This window comes from Cereibacter changlensis JA139 (genome assembly GCF_003034985.1).
In the GTDB taxonomy this organism is placed as follows: domain Bacteria; phylum Pseudomonadota; class Alphaproteobacteria; order Rhodobacterales; family Rhodobacteraceae; genus Cereibacter; species Cereibacter changlensis.
On sequence record NZ_PZKG01000008.1, the window covers coordinates 23695 to 40912 of the forward strand.

General features: G+C 69.4%; 17 protein-coding genes and 2 pseudogenes. 11 read left to right on the forward strand and 8 right to left on the reverse strand.

Translation table 11 applies throughout. The features are described 5' to 3' along the window. Nucleotides 1-37 precede the first annotated feature (37 nt). The 3 genes and pseudogenes from C5F48_RS03125 to C5F48_RS26600 all read left to right on the forward strand — a co-directional run. Nucleotides 38-1795 carry an FAD-dependent oxidoreductase gene (locus tag C5F48_RS03125; protein WP_107662448.1) on the forward strand — a complete coding sequence of 586 codons (1758 nt, stop codon included), beginning with the start codon at nucleotides 38-40 and terminating at the stop codon, nucleotides 1793-1795. 159 nt (nucleotides 1796-1954) lie between these two features. Next, a complete protein-coding gene (locus C5F48_RS25020; protein WP_170139716.1) occupies nucleotides 1955-2179 on the forward strand; it encodes a hypothetical protein in 225 nt (74 codons plus the stop codon). A gap of 44 nt (nucleotides 2180-2223) precedes the next feature. Continuing rightward, nucleotides 2224-2399 (forward strand): annotated as a pseudogene (locus C5F48_RS26600) (3-keto-5-aminohexanoate cleavage protein); the annotation flags it as partial. Between the two features lie 161 nt (nucleotides 2400-2560). Here the strand turns inward: C5F48_RS26600 and kce are convergent. Genes kce through C5F48_RS03145 form a run of 3 tightly spaced genes read right to left on the reverse strand, consistent with a single transcriptional unit; the run spans nucleotide 2561 to nucleotide 5157 of the window. Next, nucleotides 2561-3493, reverse strand: a complete 933-nt coding sequence (gene kce / locus C5F48_RS03135; RefSeq protein ID WP_107662449.1) for a 3,5-dioxohexanoate:acetyl-CoA acetone transferase — start codon at nucleotides 3491-3493, stop codon at nucleotides 2561-2563. A 1-nt stretch (nucleotide 3494) separates the two neighbouring features. Next, nucleotides 3495-4409: a 3-hydroxyacyl-CoA dehydrogenase NAD-binding domain-containing protein gene (locus C5F48_RS03140; RefSeq protein WP_107662450.1), complete on the reverse strand. Its 915-nt coding sequence runs from the start codon at nucleotides 4407-4409 to the stop codon at nucleotides 3495-3497. Between the two features lie 22 nt (nucleotides 4410-4431). Continuing rightward, the gene (locus tag C5F48_RS03145) at nucleotides 4432-5157 is read right to left on the reverse strand and encodes a GntR family transcriptional regulator (RefSeq protein WP_245941494.1); all 726 of its coding nucleotides are present in this window, start codon (nucleotides 5155-5157) and stop codon (nucleotides 4432-4434) included. A 193-nt stretch (nucleotides 5158-5350) separates the two neighbouring features. Here C5F48_RS03145 and C5F48_RS03150 point away from each other — a divergent pair, with 193 nt between their 5' ends. From C5F48_RS03150 to C5F48_RS03180, 8 genes and pseudogenes are all read left to right on the forward strand, one after another. After that, the gene (locus C5F48_RS03150; protein WP_107662451.1) at nucleotides 5351-6334 is read left to right on the forward strand and encodes a TRAP transporter substrate-binding protein; all 984 of its coding nucleotides are present in this window, start codon (nucleotides 5351-5353) and stop codon (nucleotides 6332-6334) included. A gap of 57 nt (nucleotides 6335-6391) precedes the next feature. Further along, entirely contained in the window at nucleotides 6392-6892 is a 501-nt protein-coding gene (locus C5F48_RS03155) for a TRAP transporter small permease (protein ID WP_107662452.1), read from the forward strand. Next, the gene (locus tag C5F48_RS03160; protein WP_107662453.1) at nucleotides 6889-8157 is read left to right on the forward strand and encodes a TRAP transporter large permease; all 1269 of its coding nucleotides are present in this window, start codon (nucleotides 6889-6891) and stop codon (nucleotides 8155-8157) included. The genes C5F48_RS03155 and C5F48_RS03160 overlap by 4 nt, the downstream gene beginning before the upstream one ends. Nucleotides 8158-8179: 22 nt before the next feature. Beyond that, complete coding sequence (locus C5F48_RS03165) at nucleotides 8180-8947, forward strand: SDR family oxidoreductase (RefSeq protein WP_107662454.1); 768 nt, start codon at nucleotides 8180-8182, stop codon at nucleotides 8945-8947. A gap of 55 nt (nucleotides 8948-9002) precedes the next feature. After that, entirely contained in the window at nucleotides 9003-10313 is a 1311-nt protein-coding gene (gene hisD / locus C5F48_RS03170; protein ID WP_107662455.1) for a histidinol dehydrogenase, read from the forward strand. Beyond that, entirely contained in the window at nucleotides 10310-11065 is a 756-nt protein-coding gene (locus C5F48_RS03175) for an SDR family NAD(P)-dependent oxidoreductase (RefSeq protein WP_107662456.1), read from the forward strand. The genes hisD and C5F48_RS03175 overlap by 4 nt, the downstream gene beginning before the upstream one ends. Nucleotides 11066-11141: 76 nt before the next feature. After that, complete coding sequence (locus tag C5F48_RS25965; protein ID WP_258186481.1) at nucleotides 11142-11267, forward strand: hypothetical protein; 126 nt, start codon at nucleotides 11142-11144, stop codon at nucleotides 11265-11267. 130 nt (nucleotides 11268-11397) lie between these two features. Then, nucleotides 11398-11562 (forward strand): annotated as a pseudogene (locus C5F48_RS03180) (response regulator); the annotation flags it as partial. A gap of 103 nt (nucleotides 11563-11665) precedes the next feature. Here C5F48_RS03180 and scpC read toward each other — a convergent pair. The 5 genes from scpC to C5F48_RS03205 form a co-directional block, all read right to left on the reverse strand. Next, nucleotides 11666-13162: a succinyl-CoA:acetate CoA-transferase ScpC gene (gene scpC / locus C5F48_RS03185; protein ID WP_245941493.1), complete on the reverse strand. Its 1497-nt coding sequence runs from the start codon at nucleotides 13160-13162 to the stop codon at nucleotides 11666-11668. Nucleotides 13163-13513: 351 nt separating this feature from the next. Then, nucleotides 13514-14293, reverse strand: coding sequence for a heme ABC transporter ATP-binding protein (locus tag C5F48_RS03190; RefSeq protein WP_107662458.1), 780 nt, complete (start codon nucleotides 14291-14293; stop codon nucleotides 13514-13516). Beyond that, on the reverse strand, nucleotides 14290-15354 hold the full coding sequence (locus C5F48_RS03195) for a FecCD family ABC transporter permease (RefSeq protein WP_107662481.1): 1065 nt from the start codon (nucleotides 15352-15354) through the stop codon (nucleotides 14290-14292). The genes C5F48_RS03190 and C5F48_RS03195 overlap by 4 nt, the downstream gene beginning before the upstream one ends. Before the next feature lies 1 nt (nucleotide 15355). Beyond that, entirely contained in the window at nucleotides 15356-16183 is an 828-nt protein-coding gene (locus C5F48_RS03200) for a heme/hemin ABC transporter substrate-binding protein (RefSeq protein WP_245941492.1), read from the reverse strand. Continuing rightward, nucleotides 16180-17208 (reverse strand): hemin-degrading factor, encoded by a 1029-nt coding sequence (locus C5F48_RS03205; RefSeq protein ID WP_107662482.1) that lies wholly within the window; start codon nucleotides 17206-17208, stop codon nucleotides 16180-16182. The genes C5F48_RS03200 and C5F48_RS03205 overlap by 4 nt, the downstream gene beginning before the upstream one ends. Between the last annotated feature and the right edge of the window lie 10 nt (nucleotides 17209-17218).

Genomic DNA, 17218 nt, shown 5'->3' on the forward strand with positions numbered 1-17218 from the left:
CGGGAGGCCCGGCCACCGAGCAAAGGGAGAGGAATCCATGGCAGACATAAGCATCGATGTGCTGATCATCGGCACCGGGCCTGCGGGCTCGACCACGGCGGCGCTGCTGTCCAGCTACGGCATCGCCAACATGGTGGTGAACCGCTATCGCTGGCTGGCCAATACGCCGCGCGCCCATATCACCAACCAGCGCACGATGGAGGTGCTGCGTGACCTTGGCCGCGAGGTCGAGGATGAGGCCTACATGTTCGCGGCCCATCAGGATCTGATGGGAGAAAACGTGTTCTGCGAAAGCCTCGCGGGCGAGGAGATCGGCCGGATGAAGGCCTGGGGCAACCATCCCTTGTCGCGTGCCGAACATCTGATGTCCTCGCCCACCCGGATGAACGACCTGCCGCAGACCTATATGGAGCCGCTGCTGTTCAAGACCGCCTGCCAGCGCGGCACGCAGGCGCGGATGTCGACCGAATACCTGCGCCACGAACAGGATGCGACCGGGGTGACCACAACCTGCCTCGACCGTCTGACCGGCAAGGAGATCACCATCCGCTCCAAATATCTTGTGGGCGCAGATGGGGCGAAATCGCTGGTGGCCGAACATGCCGGCCTGCCCTTCGAGGGCAGGATGGGCGTGGGCGGCAGCATGAACATCCTGTTCCGCGCCGACCTGAGCAAATATGTCGCCCATCGTCCCTCGGTGCTTTACTGGGTCATGCAGCCCGGCGCCGATGTGGGCGGCATCGGCATGGGGCTGGTGCGGATGGTGCGGCCCTGGAACGAATGGCTGATCGTCTGGGGCTATGACATCAACGGGCCGGAGCCCGAGGTGACGCCGGAGTTCGCCACCGGCGTGGCGCGCCAGCTGATCGGTGATCCGGATCTGGAGATCGAGCTTCTGTCCGCCAATGTCTGGACGGTGAACAACTATTACGCCAACCGGACCGCCGAGGGACGCGTGTTCTGCATGGGCGATGCGATCCACCGCCATCCGCCGTCGAACGGGCTGGGCTCCAACACCTCGATCCAGGATGCGTTCAACCTGGCCTGGAAGCTGGCCATGGTGCTGAAGGGCCAGGCCGGGGCGCGGCTGCTGGACAGCTATGACGCCGAGCGCGCGCCGATCGCCAAGCAGATCGTGACCCGCGCCAACCAGTCCATCGCCGAGACCGGGCCGATCTTCGCCGCCCTCGGCATGGCCGAGGGCGTCAGCCCCGAGCAGATGCAGAAAAACCTGCAGGCCCGCACCGAAGGCACGCCCGAGGCCGAGGCGCAGCGCGCCGCGATCCGCAAGGCCATCGCCTTCAAGAAATACGAATTCGACGCCCATGGGGTGGAGATGAACCAGCGCTACCGCTCCAATGCGGTGGTGACCCAAGGCCAGATCGAACCCGCCTTCCAGCTGGATCCCGATCTGCATGCGCAACCCACGACCTGGCCGGGGGCGCGGCTGCCGCATGTCTGGCTCTATCGTCATGACAACGGGGCGGAGGTGTCGACGCTCGATCTCTGCGGTCATGGCCGTTTCACCCTGCTGACCGGCCTGGGTGGCGAGGCATGGGTGCAGGCTGCGCAGGCGGTGGCGGCGGAGCTTGGCCTCGATCTGGCGGTGCATGTCATCGGGCCGCGGCGGCCGCATGTCGATCACAGCGGCGAATGGGCGCGCCTGTCGGAGATCGGCGATGACGGCTGCCTGCTGGTGCGCCCCGATCACCATGTCGCCTGGCGCGCAACCGGCATGAGCGCGGCGCCAGAGGCTGATCTGTCGCGCGTGCTGCGCGCGGTGCTGGATCGCTGAGCATGGGCCGGGGGGGCGACAGGCCCCCTTGGCCCGGCATCCTGCGGGACTGCCCTCCACCTCGTGCAGGACAGGCTGGAAGCGCGCGCACCGCCTTCAAGTGTGGCGCAGCTGGCGGAGACGTGCTGTGCTCGACACTGGTCCGCCGCGCGGCGGGCCATGCGACGCCCGAACCTGCGCCTGATTGGCGGTGACCACGTTTCCGCCTGTGGCACGTCGCGCAGCGCGGCCCCGCTCTTGGTGCATGCGCCGCTGGAATGGGCCGCCAGCCCGGCGATATGGCCGAAGGCGGCCTCGGTCTCGACCACGATCACGACGAGCAGCGTCGTTCGCTCGGCGGCGAGCGAGGCTTCGTGCCGCGTCGTCACAGTCTCGTCGACCTGACCCGGTTGCAGCCCGCTTTCGCCCAGTATGATGAAGGAGTTTCCATGGCGCGCCCTGGCTCCAAGGTCATCATCACCTGCGCCATTGCCGGCTCGGTCCATAATCCCGCGATGTCCGAGCACCTGCCGCTGACCCGCGACCGGATCGTCGAGTATGCAGTGGCTCCGCCGAGGCCGGAACCGCGATCCTGCACCTGCACGCACGCAGCCCTGAGGATGGCACCAGACCGCCGATCCCGCTGTCCTTGGACACCGCCTCACCGACCGAAGCATGGGAGATGCTCTGTCTGCGAAACGCTGGGGAGAGTCTCCGACGGCCTGCGATGCCAGCTGCGGCCGCTGGCGGGGCATGTGCCTCCAGCGGCCGGTTGCGTCCGTGTGATCAGAACTGCGTCGAGGCCGCGCCCTTCAGCGCCAGCAGTTCGCGGGCTTCGTCGGGCGTGGCGACCTCCAGGCCGAGGCCCTCGATGATCTGCCGCGCGGCGCGGACCTGCTGGGCGTTGCTTTCCGCCAGCTGTCCGGGGCCGGCCCAGATCGAATCCTCGAGCCCGACGCGGACATGCCCGCCGATGGCCGCGGCCATCGCCGCAATCGGCAGCTGATTGCGGCCCGCCCCGAGCACCGACCAGCGGTAGCTGTCGCCGAACAGCCGGTCGGCCGTGCGCTTCATATGCATCACGTCATCCGGATGCGCGCCGATCCCGCCCATGAGACCGAACACCGTCTGGATGAACAGCGGTCCCTTCACCAGCCCCACGTCGACGAAATGCTTCAGGTTGTAGAGATGCGCCGTGTCGTAGCACTCGAACTCGAAGCGCGTGCCATTGGCGCCGAGGGTCGTCAGGATGTGCTCGATATCGGCGAAGGTGTTGCGGAACAGGATCGCCTTGTCACCCAGGTAGGTCCGCTCCCAATCATGCTGCAGCTTGTCCTCGAAGCGCTTCAGCATCGGGAACAGGCCGAAGTTCATCGAGCCCATGTTGAGCGACGCCAGCTCCGGCTGCCAGGTGGCGGCGGGGCGCACGCGCTCCTCGATGCTCATCGTCGGGGCGCCGCCCGTGGTGATGTTCACCACGCAGTCACTGCGCTGCTTGATGACCTGCAGGAAGGGCAGGAAGGCCTCGGGCGTCTGATCGGGGCGGCCGTCCTTCGGGTCGCGGGCGTGCAGGTGGACGATGGCGGCGCCGGCCTCGGCGGCGCCGACCGCGGCCTCCGCGATCTCGCTGGCGGTGACGGGCAGGTGCGGCGACATGGAGGGCGTGTGGATCGCGCCGGTGACGGCGCAGGTGATGATGACCTTGCGGGCTGCGGGCATGTCAGTGGTCCTTGTTCTGGGATTGCTTCAGGTAGCGCGACAGCGCCGCCAGGCGCCGGTCGCGGCTCCGGCTGAGGGAGGGCACCTGCTCGGGGCCGGGCATCGCCTCGGCCAGGATCCGCGCGGCGCCGGGGGTGAAGGCCTCGCCCCGCGCCGCGCCGTCGGCGAGCCGCGCCATGGTCGGGCCATAGCGCTCGAGGTAATCCGCGACGCCGCCGGGGGCGTTCAGGTTGATCGTGGCCATCGGCCCCATCAGCGTCCAGCGGCGGCCGAGGCCGTGGCAGATGGTGTCGTCCAGGCCCTGCGGCGTCACGATGCCCTGCTCGATCAGCGACAGCGCCTCGGCCAGGACGACCGCCTGCAGCCTATTCAGCACGAAGCCGTCGATCTCGCGCGTCATGCGCACCGGCACCTGCGCCACGTCGCGCATCAGCGCCTCTGCGCGGTCCATGATCTCGGGGCGGGTGTCGGGCGAGGGGCACAGCTCCACCACCGGCACCACATGCGGCGGGTTGACAGGATGGGCGACCAGGATGCGCCCCCGACCGGCCAGATCGCCGGCGAAGCTCGAGGCGACGAGGGCGGAACTGGACGAGGCCAGGATCGTCTCCGGCGCCGCGACCCTGTCCATCCGGGCGTAGAGGTCGCGCTTCACCGCGATCTGCTCGGGCCCGTTCTCCTGCACCCATTCGGCGCCGGCCAGGGCTTCCTCCAGAGTGTCGAGCACCCGGAACCGGGACAGCGCCCCCGGGTCATCGCCGCTGATGCGGCAGGTCTCGGCCAAAAGGTCGGGCAGCGCCGCCCGGACCTCCGGAATGGGATCCCACAGCTGCAGGTCGCAGCCGGCGCGGGCGAAGACGATGGTCCAGGCCCGGCCGATGAGGCCGCAGCCGATCACGGCGATGGTTCTTGTCATCTGGCGGTCTTCCTCCTGAAGCTCAGGCCGAGCGGGCGGTTTGTTGCAGGGTTGCGGTCAGGTCGTCGGCGGCGTCGCCGATGTCGCGGATGATCGCCGCGCGCAGCGCCTGGCCGTCGCCCTTGCGCAGCGCCTCCATGGCGGCGTCGTGGCTGGCCATCGAGCGCTGGAAGTGCAGGGGCGCGTTGACGGCGGTGCGGATCAGCGGCCCGACCCGCAGCCACATCCCCGAGATCATCCCCATCAGCACCGGCCGTCCCGCCGCTTCGTAGATCAGCGAGTGGAAACGCCAGTTGTTCTCCAGATACATGTCGGCGTCGCCCGCATCGGCGGCGCGCTGCATCAGCTGGCAGGCATTGTCGATCAGCCGCAGGCGGGAGCTGCGCATCCCGGCGATCGCCAGGGTCGCGGCGAAGCCCTCCAGGTTGAACCGGATGTCGCGGATGTCCTCCAGCTCGGCGGCGGTCAGGACCGGGACGCGCAGCACCCGGTTGCCGCCGAACACCTCGAGCCCGCCGTCGCTTTCCAGCTGGCGCAGCGCCTCGCGCACCGGGGTGACGCTGGTGCCCATGACGGCGGCGGCGCGGCGCAGGCTGATCTCCTCGCCCGGGCGGAAATAGCCGCTGATCAGCGCCTCGCGCAGCGTGGCGTAGATCTGCGCCTGGGTGGTCTGGCCCTCCCGCAGCGCCAGCGGCCCCAGCCGCGACCACCCGTCCTGCACTGCCGGCGAGCCCATCTTTTCGCCCATTCCGTGATCTCACTTTACTGCAACAGAACCCAAGGATGTCGCCTCCGCCCGGTTCTGTCCAGCAAATAAGCTGAAAATTAAAAGGTTGACGATTCCCCGATCAGCGACTTAGCTGAAGTGAGGTCACGGTTCGGACCACGCCTGCGGCCGATGGAGGTCGGGCAGCGGGTGGTTTCACAGGGAGGAAAACAGGATGCTTGATTTCACCAAGGTCATGTCGGCAGCCGTTCTGGCGGCGACGACGGCAGGGGCGGCGATGGCCCAGGAAAGCCGAACATTCGAGGTCAGCCTGCCGCTGGGCCCGGAATCGCATCAGGCCGTGGGGGTGCACAAGTTCGGAGAGGAGCTCGAGCGCCTGTCCGAGGGTCGCCTGACGATCCGCCCGCAGTATGACAACGCTCTCGGCGCCGAGCGCGAGGTGGTCGAGGGCATGGGCTTCGGCCTGATCGACATGGGCATCACCTCGACCGGGCCGATGGGCGGCTTCGTGAACGACTTCCTGCTGTTCGATCTTCCCTACATCTTCACCACGCCCGAGGCGGCCTACGGCTTCCTCGACGGTGAGCACGGCGACGCGCTGGCCGCCAAGCTCGAGTCCGAGGCGGGGGTCAAGATCCTCGGCTGGATGGAGAACGGCTTCCGGCACAACACCAACAACGTCCGCCCGCTGAACGGCCCTGAGGATCTGGCCGGCATCCGTCACCGCACCCAGGAAAGCCGCGTGCAGGTCGACACCTGGACCGCGCTGGGGGCCAATGCCTCGCCGATGGCCTGGACCGAGGTCTTCACCGCGCTGCAGCAGGGCGTGATGGACAGCCAGGAAAACCCGGTGCCGACCATCTACGACGTCAAGTTCTACGACGTGCAGCGTTATCTGAACCTCACCAAGCACGTCTACTCGCCCGCGCCGCTGATGATGGGCGCGCAGCTGTTCAACTCGCTGTCGCCCGAGGATCAGGCGCTGGTGATGGAGGCCGCGGCCATCGCCGTTCCGGTGCAGCGCGAGGCTTCGCAGCGGATGGAGCAGGAGCTGATCGACGAGCTGGAGCGGCTCGGCATGACCGTCACCCGCCCCGATCTGGAGCCGTTCCGCGAGCGCGTGCAGCCGGTGATCGAGCAGTGGAAAGACACCGTCGGCGCCGAGCTGGTCGAGGCCGCGCAGGCCAGCGGGTCCTGACGCGCCACGGCGGGCGGCGACCATGCCGCCCGCGACCAATCCAAGGGGGGACAAGCGATGCAGGCTGTGCTTTCCGCGCTGGTGCGCGGGGTTGACGGGGTCAACTGGCTGATCGGCTGGCTGATGGCGGCGCTGATGGCCGTCATGACGGTGCTGATCAGCTGGCAGGTCTTCGCCCGCTACGTCATGGGCGACTCGCTGACCTTCTCCGAGGAGGTGGCGCGGTTCTCGACGGTATGGCTGACCATGCTCGGCGCCGCCTATGCCTATCGCTACGGCGCGCTGATCGCGGTCGAGCTGTTGGCCGGGCTCCTTGGCCGGCGCATGGCGATCGTCCTCAAGATCGTGGTGGCGCTCGCCTCCGCCGCCTTCGCCCTCATCCTGCTGCGTCATGGCCTCGCCATCACCGAGCGCGTCCTGCCGCAGACCGCGCCGAGCACCCGCGTCTCCATGGCCTGGCTCTATGCCGCGATGCCGGCGGGCGCCGCGATGATCCTCCTGAACGCGCTGGCGGTGATCGCCGACAGCCTGCGTCCGCAACCCGAGGCCCAGCCATGACCGCAATCCTGTTCGGCGTCCTCCTGGTCCTGCTGTTCGCGGGCGTGCCGGTGGCCTTCGCCCTGGGCCTGGCGGCGATCGTCACCATCTGGCAGGGCGAGCTGATGCCCATGCTGATCGTCCCGCAGGAGATGATCCGCTCGATCAACTCCTTCCCGCTGCTGGCGATCCCGTTCTTCATCCTGGCGGGCAACCTGATGCAGGCCGGCGGCATCTCGGAGCGGCTGGTGCTGTTCTCGCGCACGCTGGTTGGCAGCATGACCGGCGGTCTCGCCATGGTCGCCATCGTGACCTCGGCCTTCTTCGCGGCGATCTCGGGCTCGGGCGCCGCGACGACGGCGGCGGTCGGCGCCATCCTCATTCCCGCCATGGTGGCGCAGGGCTACAGCCCGGCCTATGCGGCGGCCAACCAGGCGGCGTCCGGCGCGCTCGGCGTCATCATCCCGCCCAGCATCCCGCTGATCCTCTTCGCGATCTCGGCCAACCAGTCGGTCGGCGACATGTTTGCGGCGGGCTTCCTGCCCGGCTTCGTCGTGGTCGGCGGCCTGCTGGTCTTCGCCTGGCTGCACGCGCTGCGCCACCCGGTCGACCATGACGAGCCGTCCAGCCTCGGGGACATCCTGCGCGCCGGGCGCAAGGCGATCCTCGCCCTGCTGATGCCGGGCCTGATCCTCGGCGGCATCTACGGCGGCATCGTCACCCCGACCGAGGCCGCGGTGATCGCCGTCGTCTATTCGCTGATCGTCGGCGTGGTGATCTACCGCGAGCTGCCGCTGCGCGCCCTGCCGGCCATCCTGCGCGATTCCGCCATCACCTCGGCGGTGGTGCTCAGCATCATCGCCACGGCGGGGCTCTATGGCCGCATCATCCTGACGCTGCAGGTGCCCGCCGTGATCTCGGAGTTCGTTATCGGCGCGATCGACAGCGCCTGGCTGTTCATCATCCTGGTGAACGTCCTGCTGCTCTTCGTCGGCATGTTCCTCGAGGCGGCGGCGGCCATCCTGATCTTCACGCCGATCCTGCTGCCCATCGCGCTGAGCTTCGGCATCCACCCCGTCCACTTCGGCATCATCATGGTGGTCAACCTGGCGATGGGCATGTTCACCCCGCCGGTCGGTCTGAACCTGTTCATCGCCTCGGCCCTGTCGCGCACCAGCATCGCCCGGCTGTCGATCGCCGTGCTGCCTTTCGTGGCGCTGATGCTGGTCCTGCTGATGATCATCAGCTTCGTGCCGTGGCTGTCCTTGGCGCTGACCGGCCGTTGACCCTGACGAAAAGGAATACCTGATGGATCTGCAACTCGCCGGAGCGCGCGTCATCGTCACCGCCGGGGCAGGGGGCATCGGCCGCGCCATCGTCGACGCCTTCCTCGAGGCCGGCGCCACGGTGGCCACCTGCGATATCGACGGCGAGGCGCTGGCCTCGCTGCCGCCCGGGGTGGCTTCCGAGGTCGTCGATGTCGCCGACCACGCGGCGCTCGGCGGCTTCGTGGAGGGCATGGCCCGGCGGATGGGTGGGCTCGACTGCCTCGTCAACAACGCCGGCATCGCCGGTCCGACCGGCCGGATCGAGGAGCTGGACGTGGCCGACATCGAGCGCTGCCTGTCGGTCTGCCTGACCAGCCAGTTCGTCACCATCGGCCGCGCCGTGCCCTTCCTGCGCGACAGCGGCAATGCCTCGATCGCCAACATCTCGTCGCTGGCGGGACGGCTGGGCTTCCGGCTGCGCAGCCCCTATGCCGCCGCGAAATGGGGTGTGGTGGGGTTGACGAAATCCATGGCGATCGAGCTCGGGCCCGACCGCATCCGGGTGAACGCCGTCCTGCCGGGGCTGGTGGCGGGCGACCGGCAGCGCCGCGTGCTCGAAGCGCGGGCCCAGGCGCGCGGCATCAGCTTCGCCCAGGCCGAGACCGAGGCCTTCTCCTACACCTCGATCCGCGACTACGTGACCCCGCAGCAGATCGCGGACCAGATCCTGTTCCTCGCCAGCCCGCGCGGGCGCACCATCTCGGGCCAGGCGCTTTCCGTCTGCGGCGACACCGGGATGCTGGGGTGACGCTACGCCCGCCCCATCGCCCTCCCGCGACCCAGTTTCCCCAGAAGGAGTATCCATGTCCGTCCAGCACCTGAAGACCGGCATGCCCGCCTCTGCCCGCTCCGACGTCGACGCCGAGGTCCGCGGCAGCGTCGAGCGCGCCCTGGCCGAGATCGAGGCGCGCGGCGACGCGGCCGTGCGCGAGATGGCCGCCCGCTTCGACAACTACACAACCGACAGCTTCCGCCTGTCGGAAGACGAGATCCAGGCGCTGATCGCCCGCGTGGCGCCGCGCGACCTGGAGGACATCCGCTTCGCCCAGGCCCAGGTCCGCCGCTTCGCAGAAGCGCAGCGCGCCTCGATGCAGGACATCGAGATCGAGACGCTGCCGGGCGTGATCCTCGGCCATCGCAACCTGCCGGTCCAGTCGGTGGGCTGCTACGTGCCCGGCGGCAAGTTCCCGATGGTCGCCTCGGCGCATATGTCGGTGCTGACGGCGGAGGTCGCCGGCGTGCCGCGCATCATCGCCGCCACCCCGCCGTTCCGCGGCGAGCCGAACCCCGCGGTGATCGCGGCGATCCACATGGCGGGCGCGCACGAGATCTACGTCCTCGGCGGCATCCAGGCCGTCGGGGCGATGGCGCTCGGCACCGAGACGATCAGCCCGGTCGACATGCTGGTCGGCCCCGGCAACGCCTTCGTCGCCGAGGCCAAGCGGCAGCTCTACGGGCGGGTCGGCATCGACCTCTTCGCAGGCCCCACCGAGACGATGGTGATCGCCGACGACACCGTCGACGCCGAGCTCTGCGCTACCGACCTGCTGGGCCAGGCCGAGCACGGCTACAACTCCCCGGCGGTGCTCGTCACCAACAGCCGCGCCCTCGCCGAGGGAACGCTGGCCGAGATCGAGCGCCTGCTGCGGATCCTGCCCACCGCCGAGACGGCGCGGCGCAGCTGGGAGGATTACGGCGAGGTGATCCTCTGCGACACGCATGACGAGATGCTGGCGGTCGCCAACGACATCGCCAGCGAGCATATGCAGGTGATGACCGACCGGGACGACTGGTATCTGCAGAACATGCACTCCTACGGCGCGCTGTTCCTCGGGGCGCGGACCAATGTCGCCAATGGCGACAAGGTGATCGGCACCAACCACACGCTGCCGACGAAGCGGGCCGGGCGCTACACCGGCGGGCTCTGGGTCGGCAAGTTCCTCAAGACCCACAGCTACCAGCGGATCACCACGGACGAGGCCGCGGCCTCGATCGGCGCCTATGGTTCGCGCCTGTGCCTGCTGGAAGGCTTCGTCGGCCATGCCGAGCAATGCAACATCCGGGTGCGCCGCTACGGCGGGCGCAACCTGCCATACGGAGGGGCGGCGGAATGAGCGACAGTCTGTTCCGGCTCGACGGCAAGCGGGCTCTGGTCACCGGCGCGGGGCGCGGCATCGGCCTCGCGATCGCCCGGGCCTATGCCGAGCGTGGCGCCGAGGTGACGCTCTGCGCCCGCAGCGCCGACGAGCTGACGGCGGCGGTGGACGAGCTGCGCGGCCGCGGGCTGGCGGCGGAGGCCCTGGTGGCGGATGTCACCGATATCGCGGGCTTCGCCGCGCAGATCGAGGCGCGCCCGGCCTTCCACGTCCTGGTGAACAACGCCGGCACCAACCGCCCCCGGCCGCTGTCGGAGATCACCCCGGAGGACTGCGACCTGATCCTGGGGCTGAACCTGCGCGCCGCCATCTTCGTGGTCAAGGCGGTGACCGGCCGGATGCTGGCCGAGGGCCTTGCCGGGTCGGTCATCAACATGTCCAGCCAGATGGGCCATGTCGGCGCCGCGAACCGCTCGCTCTACTGCGCCTCGAAATGGGGGCTGGAGGGCTTCACCAAGGCCGCGGCGATCGAGCTCGGCCCGCGCGGCATCCGCGTCAACACGATCTGCCCGACCTTCATCGACACCCCGCTGACGCGACCCTATTTCGCCGACCCCGCCTTCCGCGACGAGGTGCTCTCCAAGATCAAGCTCGGCCGGCTCGGCGTGGCGGATGACATCATCGGGGCGGCGGTCTTCCTGGCCTCCGACGCCTCCGCGCTGATGACGGGCAGCGCCCTGATGCTGGACGGGGGCTGGACCGCGGGGTGAGCGCATCGGCGGCCTCGCCCCGGGGGAAAGCGAGGGGCGCCCCGAAGGCGAGGACACCCAGCACGCGTCGGCCTCTTTGCCTTTCTTGTTCCGCGCGGGGTCAAGTGAGCTGCTGCCCGGCATGTTCGTCCGCACCCGGCTGGCGCGCGGCGTCGTGCCCGACGCCCTGCTCCTGCCCGAGGATGCCGTCCTGCGCCACTGAGACGGTGCGGGGCAGGTCGTCGTGGTCTCCGATCAGGGCGAGGCGCGCCGCCGCGACGTAGGCCTCGGCGACCCGATCGGCAACCGCATCATCGATGGCGCTGCGATGCAGGTCATTCCGCGCCGCGCGGATGACGTCGCCGCAGACCTACTTCGCCCGCGAGGGGTTCCGGGTGATCTGCGCCCGCGATGGCTCGACCGGGCTCGCCCATCACCAGCGCCTGCCCCCCGATCTCGTGGTTCTGGACATCAAGCTGCCGGGGCAGGACGGCTATGAGGTGCTGGCGGCGATCCGGCGGCGGGGCGAGACCCCGGGAGGGCGCCGATCTCCCGGGGTTCGGCATTCTCTGGCGACCTCTGTCGGACGCCGCGACGAAACTGCGCCTGACGGCGCGCGCCTCAATCCATCCGGCCGGTTTCCCGCAGGCGGATGTGCCAAGATAGCGCTTCTTCCAGCACATGCGGGGTGTGGCCACCGCGCTGCACGGCGCGCTGGTAGTAATCCTGCAAGGCGTCGCGATACTGCGGGTGAACGCAGTTGGCGATGATCACCGCAGCCCGCTCGCGCGGAGCGAGGCCGCGCAGGTCGGCGAGGCCGATCTCGGTCACCAGGATATCCACGTCATGCTCGGTATGGTCGACATGGCTCACCATCGGCACCACCGACGAGACATGCCCGTGCTTGGCCACCGATTTCGTCACGAAGACCGACAGATAGGCGTTGCGGGCGAAGTCGCCCGATCCTCCGATGCCGTTCATCATGTTCGTGCCCATAACATGCGTCGAGTTCACGTTGCCGTAGATGTCGAACTCCAGCGCCGTGTTGATGCAGATGAGGCCGAGCCGCCGCACCACTTCCGGATGGTTCGAGATCTCCTGCGGCCGCAGGATCAGCTTCGGCTTGTACTCCGCCAGCCGTGGCAGCACCTGCCGGTACTTCTCCGCCGACAGGGTGATCGACGAGCCCGAGGCGAAGGTCATCTTGCCGGAATCGATCAGGTCGAAGGTCGAATCCTGCAGCACCTCGGAATACATCTTCAGCCCGTGGAACGGCGTGTCGAGAAAACCGTGCAGCACCGCATTGGCGATGGTGCCGATCCCGGCCTGCAAGGGTTGCAGCGTGTGGTCCAGCCGGCCCTGCGCCACCTCGTGCAGCAGGAACTCGCTCAGATGCCCGGCGATGGCCCGGGTGTCGGCATCGGGATCGAGGATGGTGGAGGAGCTGTCGAGCTTTTCCGTCACCACGATGGCGGCGATCTTCTCCGGCGGGATCGGGATGAACGGCAGGCCGATCCGGCTTTCCGGGGTCACCACGGGAATCGGCATCCGGTTCGGCCGGTAGGTCGGGATGTAGATGTCGTGCAGGCCCTCCAGCCCGGCAGGCTGGTTCAGGTTGATCTCGACGATCACCTTCTCGGCGAGGATGGCGAAACTGGCCGAGTTGCCGACCGAGGTGGTGGGCACGATGCCGCCGGTCTCGGTGATCGCCACGGCCTCGATCACCGCCACATCCACCGCCGGGATCTGCCGGGTGCGCAGTTGCTCCACCGTCTCCGACAGGTGTTGGTCGATGAACATCACCTCGCCGGCGTTGATCGCGCGGCGCAGCGCCGGATCGGACTGGAACGGGATGCGTCGCGACAGCACATGCGCCTCGGCCAGCGTCTTGTCGAGATCGTTGCCGAGGCTCGCCCCGGTCATCAGCGTGATCTTCAGCGGCTCGGTCTTCGCCCGTTCGGCCAGCGCCATCGGCACCGCCTTGGCTTCGCCCGCCCGGGTGAAGCCGCTCATCCCAACCACCATGCCGTCACGGATATGGGCCGCCGCCGCCTCCGCCGAAACCACCCGCTGCCGCAGTCCCGGATGCCGGATGCGCTCGTCTGCATTGATGGTCACACTCATCCTCCTCTAGAATCCTCCGCAGTCGCGCGACTGTGGAAGCGCCGCGCGCCGACCACAACCGGGGATGCCGCGTCAGGCGGGATCGGCAGACCGGGTATGCAGGGGCTGCATGGCCGGTCCATGGCCAGACGCCGCCGCCCCTGAAGTCGGTCTCGATCTGCCGCCGCACGAGACTGGCCGAGGGGCCTTGGCATCGGGGCGCAGGCACAGCCCGCGCTCATCGACAAAAGCCCGCATCCGGGCAAGGTTGCGCTGCAGCGCCGCCATGTCGCCCGTGCCGGGTCTGCACCTCGTCCCGCCGCATGCCGGGGGGAGGGCGGCCGCCGGCAGTGGGTGAGCTCGCCGCTACCGGTCCGAAAACGTCAACGCCGTCTGCGGCAGCACATAGGGCAGGTCGCGCGGCGCCGTGTTCACTCGCAGCGGCAGGCCGTAGACCTGCGACAGCAGCCCGTCGTCGAACACCTGCGCCGGACTCCCTGCGCCCGCCACCCGCCCGCGCGACATCAGCACCACCTGCTGCGCGAACATCGCCGTCAGGTTCAGGTCGTGCATCACGGCCAGCACCCCGCCGCCAGAGGCGGCGAAGCCCTGCGCCAGCTGCATGACCTGCAGCTGATGGCCGATGTCGAGGCTCGAGACCGGCTCGTCGAGGAAGAGCCAGCGCTGGCCTTCGGGGCCCGCGGGCGCGCCGACCTGGGCAAGCATCCGGGCGAGATGCACCCGCTGCTGCTCCCCGCCGGACAGTTCCTGATAGAGCCGCCCGGCATAGCCCTCCAGATCGACCTGCCGCAGCGCTTGATGCGCCAGCGAAGCGTCTTCCCTGCGCAGGAGTCCCAGCCGGACGACCTCCAGAACCGTGAAGGGAAAGGACAGGCTGGTCGCCTGCTGCAACACGCCCCGGCGCAGCGCCAGCTCGGCTACGGGGATCCCGGCGATCTCCTGCCCGTCCAGCGTGGCGCTTCCGGCATAGGGCAGATCGCCCGCCAGCGCCCGCAGCAGGGTGGTCTTGCCCGACCCGTTCGGGCCGACGATGGCCGTCAGCTCTCCGGCTGGGGCGAGGAGGCGGATGTCGTGCAGCACCGGGCGGCGGCCCAATGAGACGCAGAAATCCCGGGTCTCGATCATTGCAGATCCAGCCCGTAGCCCTGTCGCAGCAGGATCCACAGGAAGACCGGCGCGCCGATCACCGCCGTCAGGATGCCGATCGGCATTTCGGCGGGGGCCACGATCAGCCGCGCCACCACATCCGCGCCCACCAGCAGCGCCGCCCCGAGCAGCGCCGCGTTCGGCAACAGGAAGCGGTGGTCCGGCCCGGTCGCCAGCCGCAACAGATGCGGCACGACGATGCCGATGAAGCCGATCCCGCCCGCCATCGCCACCGACGCGCCAGTGGCCGAGGCGACGCCCAGCACGGCCAGCCGCTTCACCCGCTGCACCGGGATGCCCAGATGCCGCGCCGCGGCCTCGCCAAGCGCCAGCGCGTTCAGCCCCCGCGCCATCAGCGGCGCCAGAAGCAGCACCGGCAGGATCAGGGGCAGCGCCGCGCCGACCTTCCGCCAGCTGGCCCCGGCCAGCGAGCCCATCGACCAGAAGGTCAGATCGCGCAGTTGCTGGTCATCGGCAAGATAGGTCAGGAGGCCCCGCGCCGCCTCAGCCAGCGCGCCGAAGGCCAGCCCGCCCAGCAGCATGGTCGCGACCGAGGTCTGTCCCCCTCGCGTCGCCGTGCGGTAGAGCAGCACCGTCATCGCCCATCCGCCCGCGAAGGCCGCGAGCGGCACCAGCCAGAGCGTCGGCAGGACGGCCGGCAGCCACGGCCCCAGCACGATGGCCAGCGCCGCGCCCAGCCCGGCGCCGGAGCCGACACCGACGATGCCCGGATCGGCCAGCGGGTTGCGGAACAGCCCCTGCATCAGCACGCCCGACACGGCGAGCGCCGCCCCCACCAGAAGCCCCATCGCCAGCCGCGGCAGCCGGATGCCCCAGAGGATCAGCCGGTCACGCGCCTCGATCTCCTGCCCGCGCAGCAGATCCTGCAGCACATGCGGCAGCGACACCCCGGAGGCGCCGCTGCCGATCGACAGTATCGACATCGCCGCAACGAGCAGCAGGAGCAGGCCGAGCGTAGTGGTCGCCCGCCCGCTGCGGTCGCCGGCAGGGGCGTGGCGGGTGAGAAGACCCCCGGTCATCTCAGCGCGCGCCATAGAGGGCGGCATGAAGCTGCGCCGCGGCCTCGGGTGTGCGCGGGCCGAAGCCGAGCATCAACAGCCCGTCCATGCGGAGGATGTCGCCCGTCTTCACGGCAGGCGTCGCCGACAGCGCCGGGTGGGCGGTGATCTGCGCATCGGTGACGCTGCGGTCGCCCTCACGGTCCATCATCAGGATCGCATCGGGCGCCGCCGCCAGCACCGCCTCGTCGGTCATCTGCTTGTAGCCGGAAAAGCCTTCCGCCGCGTTGATGGCCCCCGCCAGTTCGAGGATGCCCTCCGCCGCGGTCTCCGCCGCGCCCGCCGTGACCCGCCCGCCGGTCAGCGACAGGATGAAGAGCACCCGCTTGCGCTGCGGGACACTGGCCGCCCGGGCCTCGGCGCTCGCCAGCCCCTCGGCCACGCGCTGCGCCAGCGCTTCGCCCGCGTCCTCCTCGTCCAGCGCCGCGGCGACCACCCTGATCTTGTCCAGCACACCCGCCGGCGTGTGGTTCTCGGGCACGGTCACATAGTCGACGCCCGCCGCCTGCAGCACGGCCACCGCCTCGCGCGGACCGGCGCCTTGCTCGGCCAAGATCAGATCCGGCGCGACCGACAGCACGCCTTCCGCCGACAGCGCCCGGACATAGCCGACATCGGGCAGGGCCGTCACCTCGGGCGGGAAGGTGGAGGTGGAGTCGCGCGCGACCAGTGAGCCGGTTCGGCCAAGGGCCGCGACGATCTCGGCGACCGAGCCGCCCAGCACGACGACCCGCTCGGCCGACAGGGCCGGAAACGGCAGCAGCGCCGCAAGCATCAGCGCGCGGATCATGCCGGCACGGCCTGCAACGCGGCCAGCCCCGCGACGAGCCCGTTCCAGTTATCCAGCCCGGCCTCGGTGCGCTGACCGAAGATCTGCAGGATCAACCCGCCCGCCGCATCGAAAGCCTCGACGCTGATCGCCATCCCGCGCTGGGTCGGCTTGGCCACCGCCCAGACCTCGGCGATCCGGTCGGCGCGCAGATGCAGGTTGAAGCGCGGGTCCATCACGTTGATCCAGGGCCCCATCGGCACGATCCGTTCGATGGGCCCGCCGTGGATCTGGATGCAGCCCAGATTGCCGACGAAGATCATCAGCGGCACGGCCTGCGCCGCCGCCGCCTCCAGCACCCGGGTCACCGCCTCCGGGGCAAGCAGCCGGGCGTGTGGCGCGCCGACGATGCGATAGGCGCCGAGCCGGTTCATCTTCAGCTTGCGGGTCAGCTTCAGGAACTGATGCGTGTCGGTCATCGCCTCCCACTCCTGCCGCAGCTGCGACGCGCGGGCCGGATCGGCCTTTGCGGGCTCCACAGGCAGGCGGGGCGACAGCCGCAGATCCTCCTGCTGTTCGGGAAGCGCAAGCGCCGCGACCAGCCGCCCAAAGGCGGTCACATCCGACTCCGGCGTCAGATGCACCTTGTGCACCGCGTCGCCCTGCGCGTCGAAGATCTGCAGGCTGCGCCTGTCGCCCTCTTCCAGCGCGAAGGCGTGGCGCCAGTGGGCGGGGAAAATGCGCAGGTCGATCTCCGCCCCCAGCACCATCGCGGCGTGGCCGCCGCTGTGGAAGTCGCTGTAGGTCCCGCGCCGCTCGTGGACGCAATGATCGTTGCGGGTCAGCGCCAGCACGTCGCCCAGATCGCCGATCAGCGGCATCAGCCGGTCGGGCTCCGAGACGATGGCCGTCGCGCCATGGCCGACATGGGCCGCGACCAGATCGGCCTCGGTCAGGCCCCGCGCTTCGGCGAAATCGCGGGGCCGGGCCTTGGGGTCTTCGGCGCGGAGCGCCCGGATATGGGAGGGGCTGAAACGCTCGGCCATGGTCGGTCCT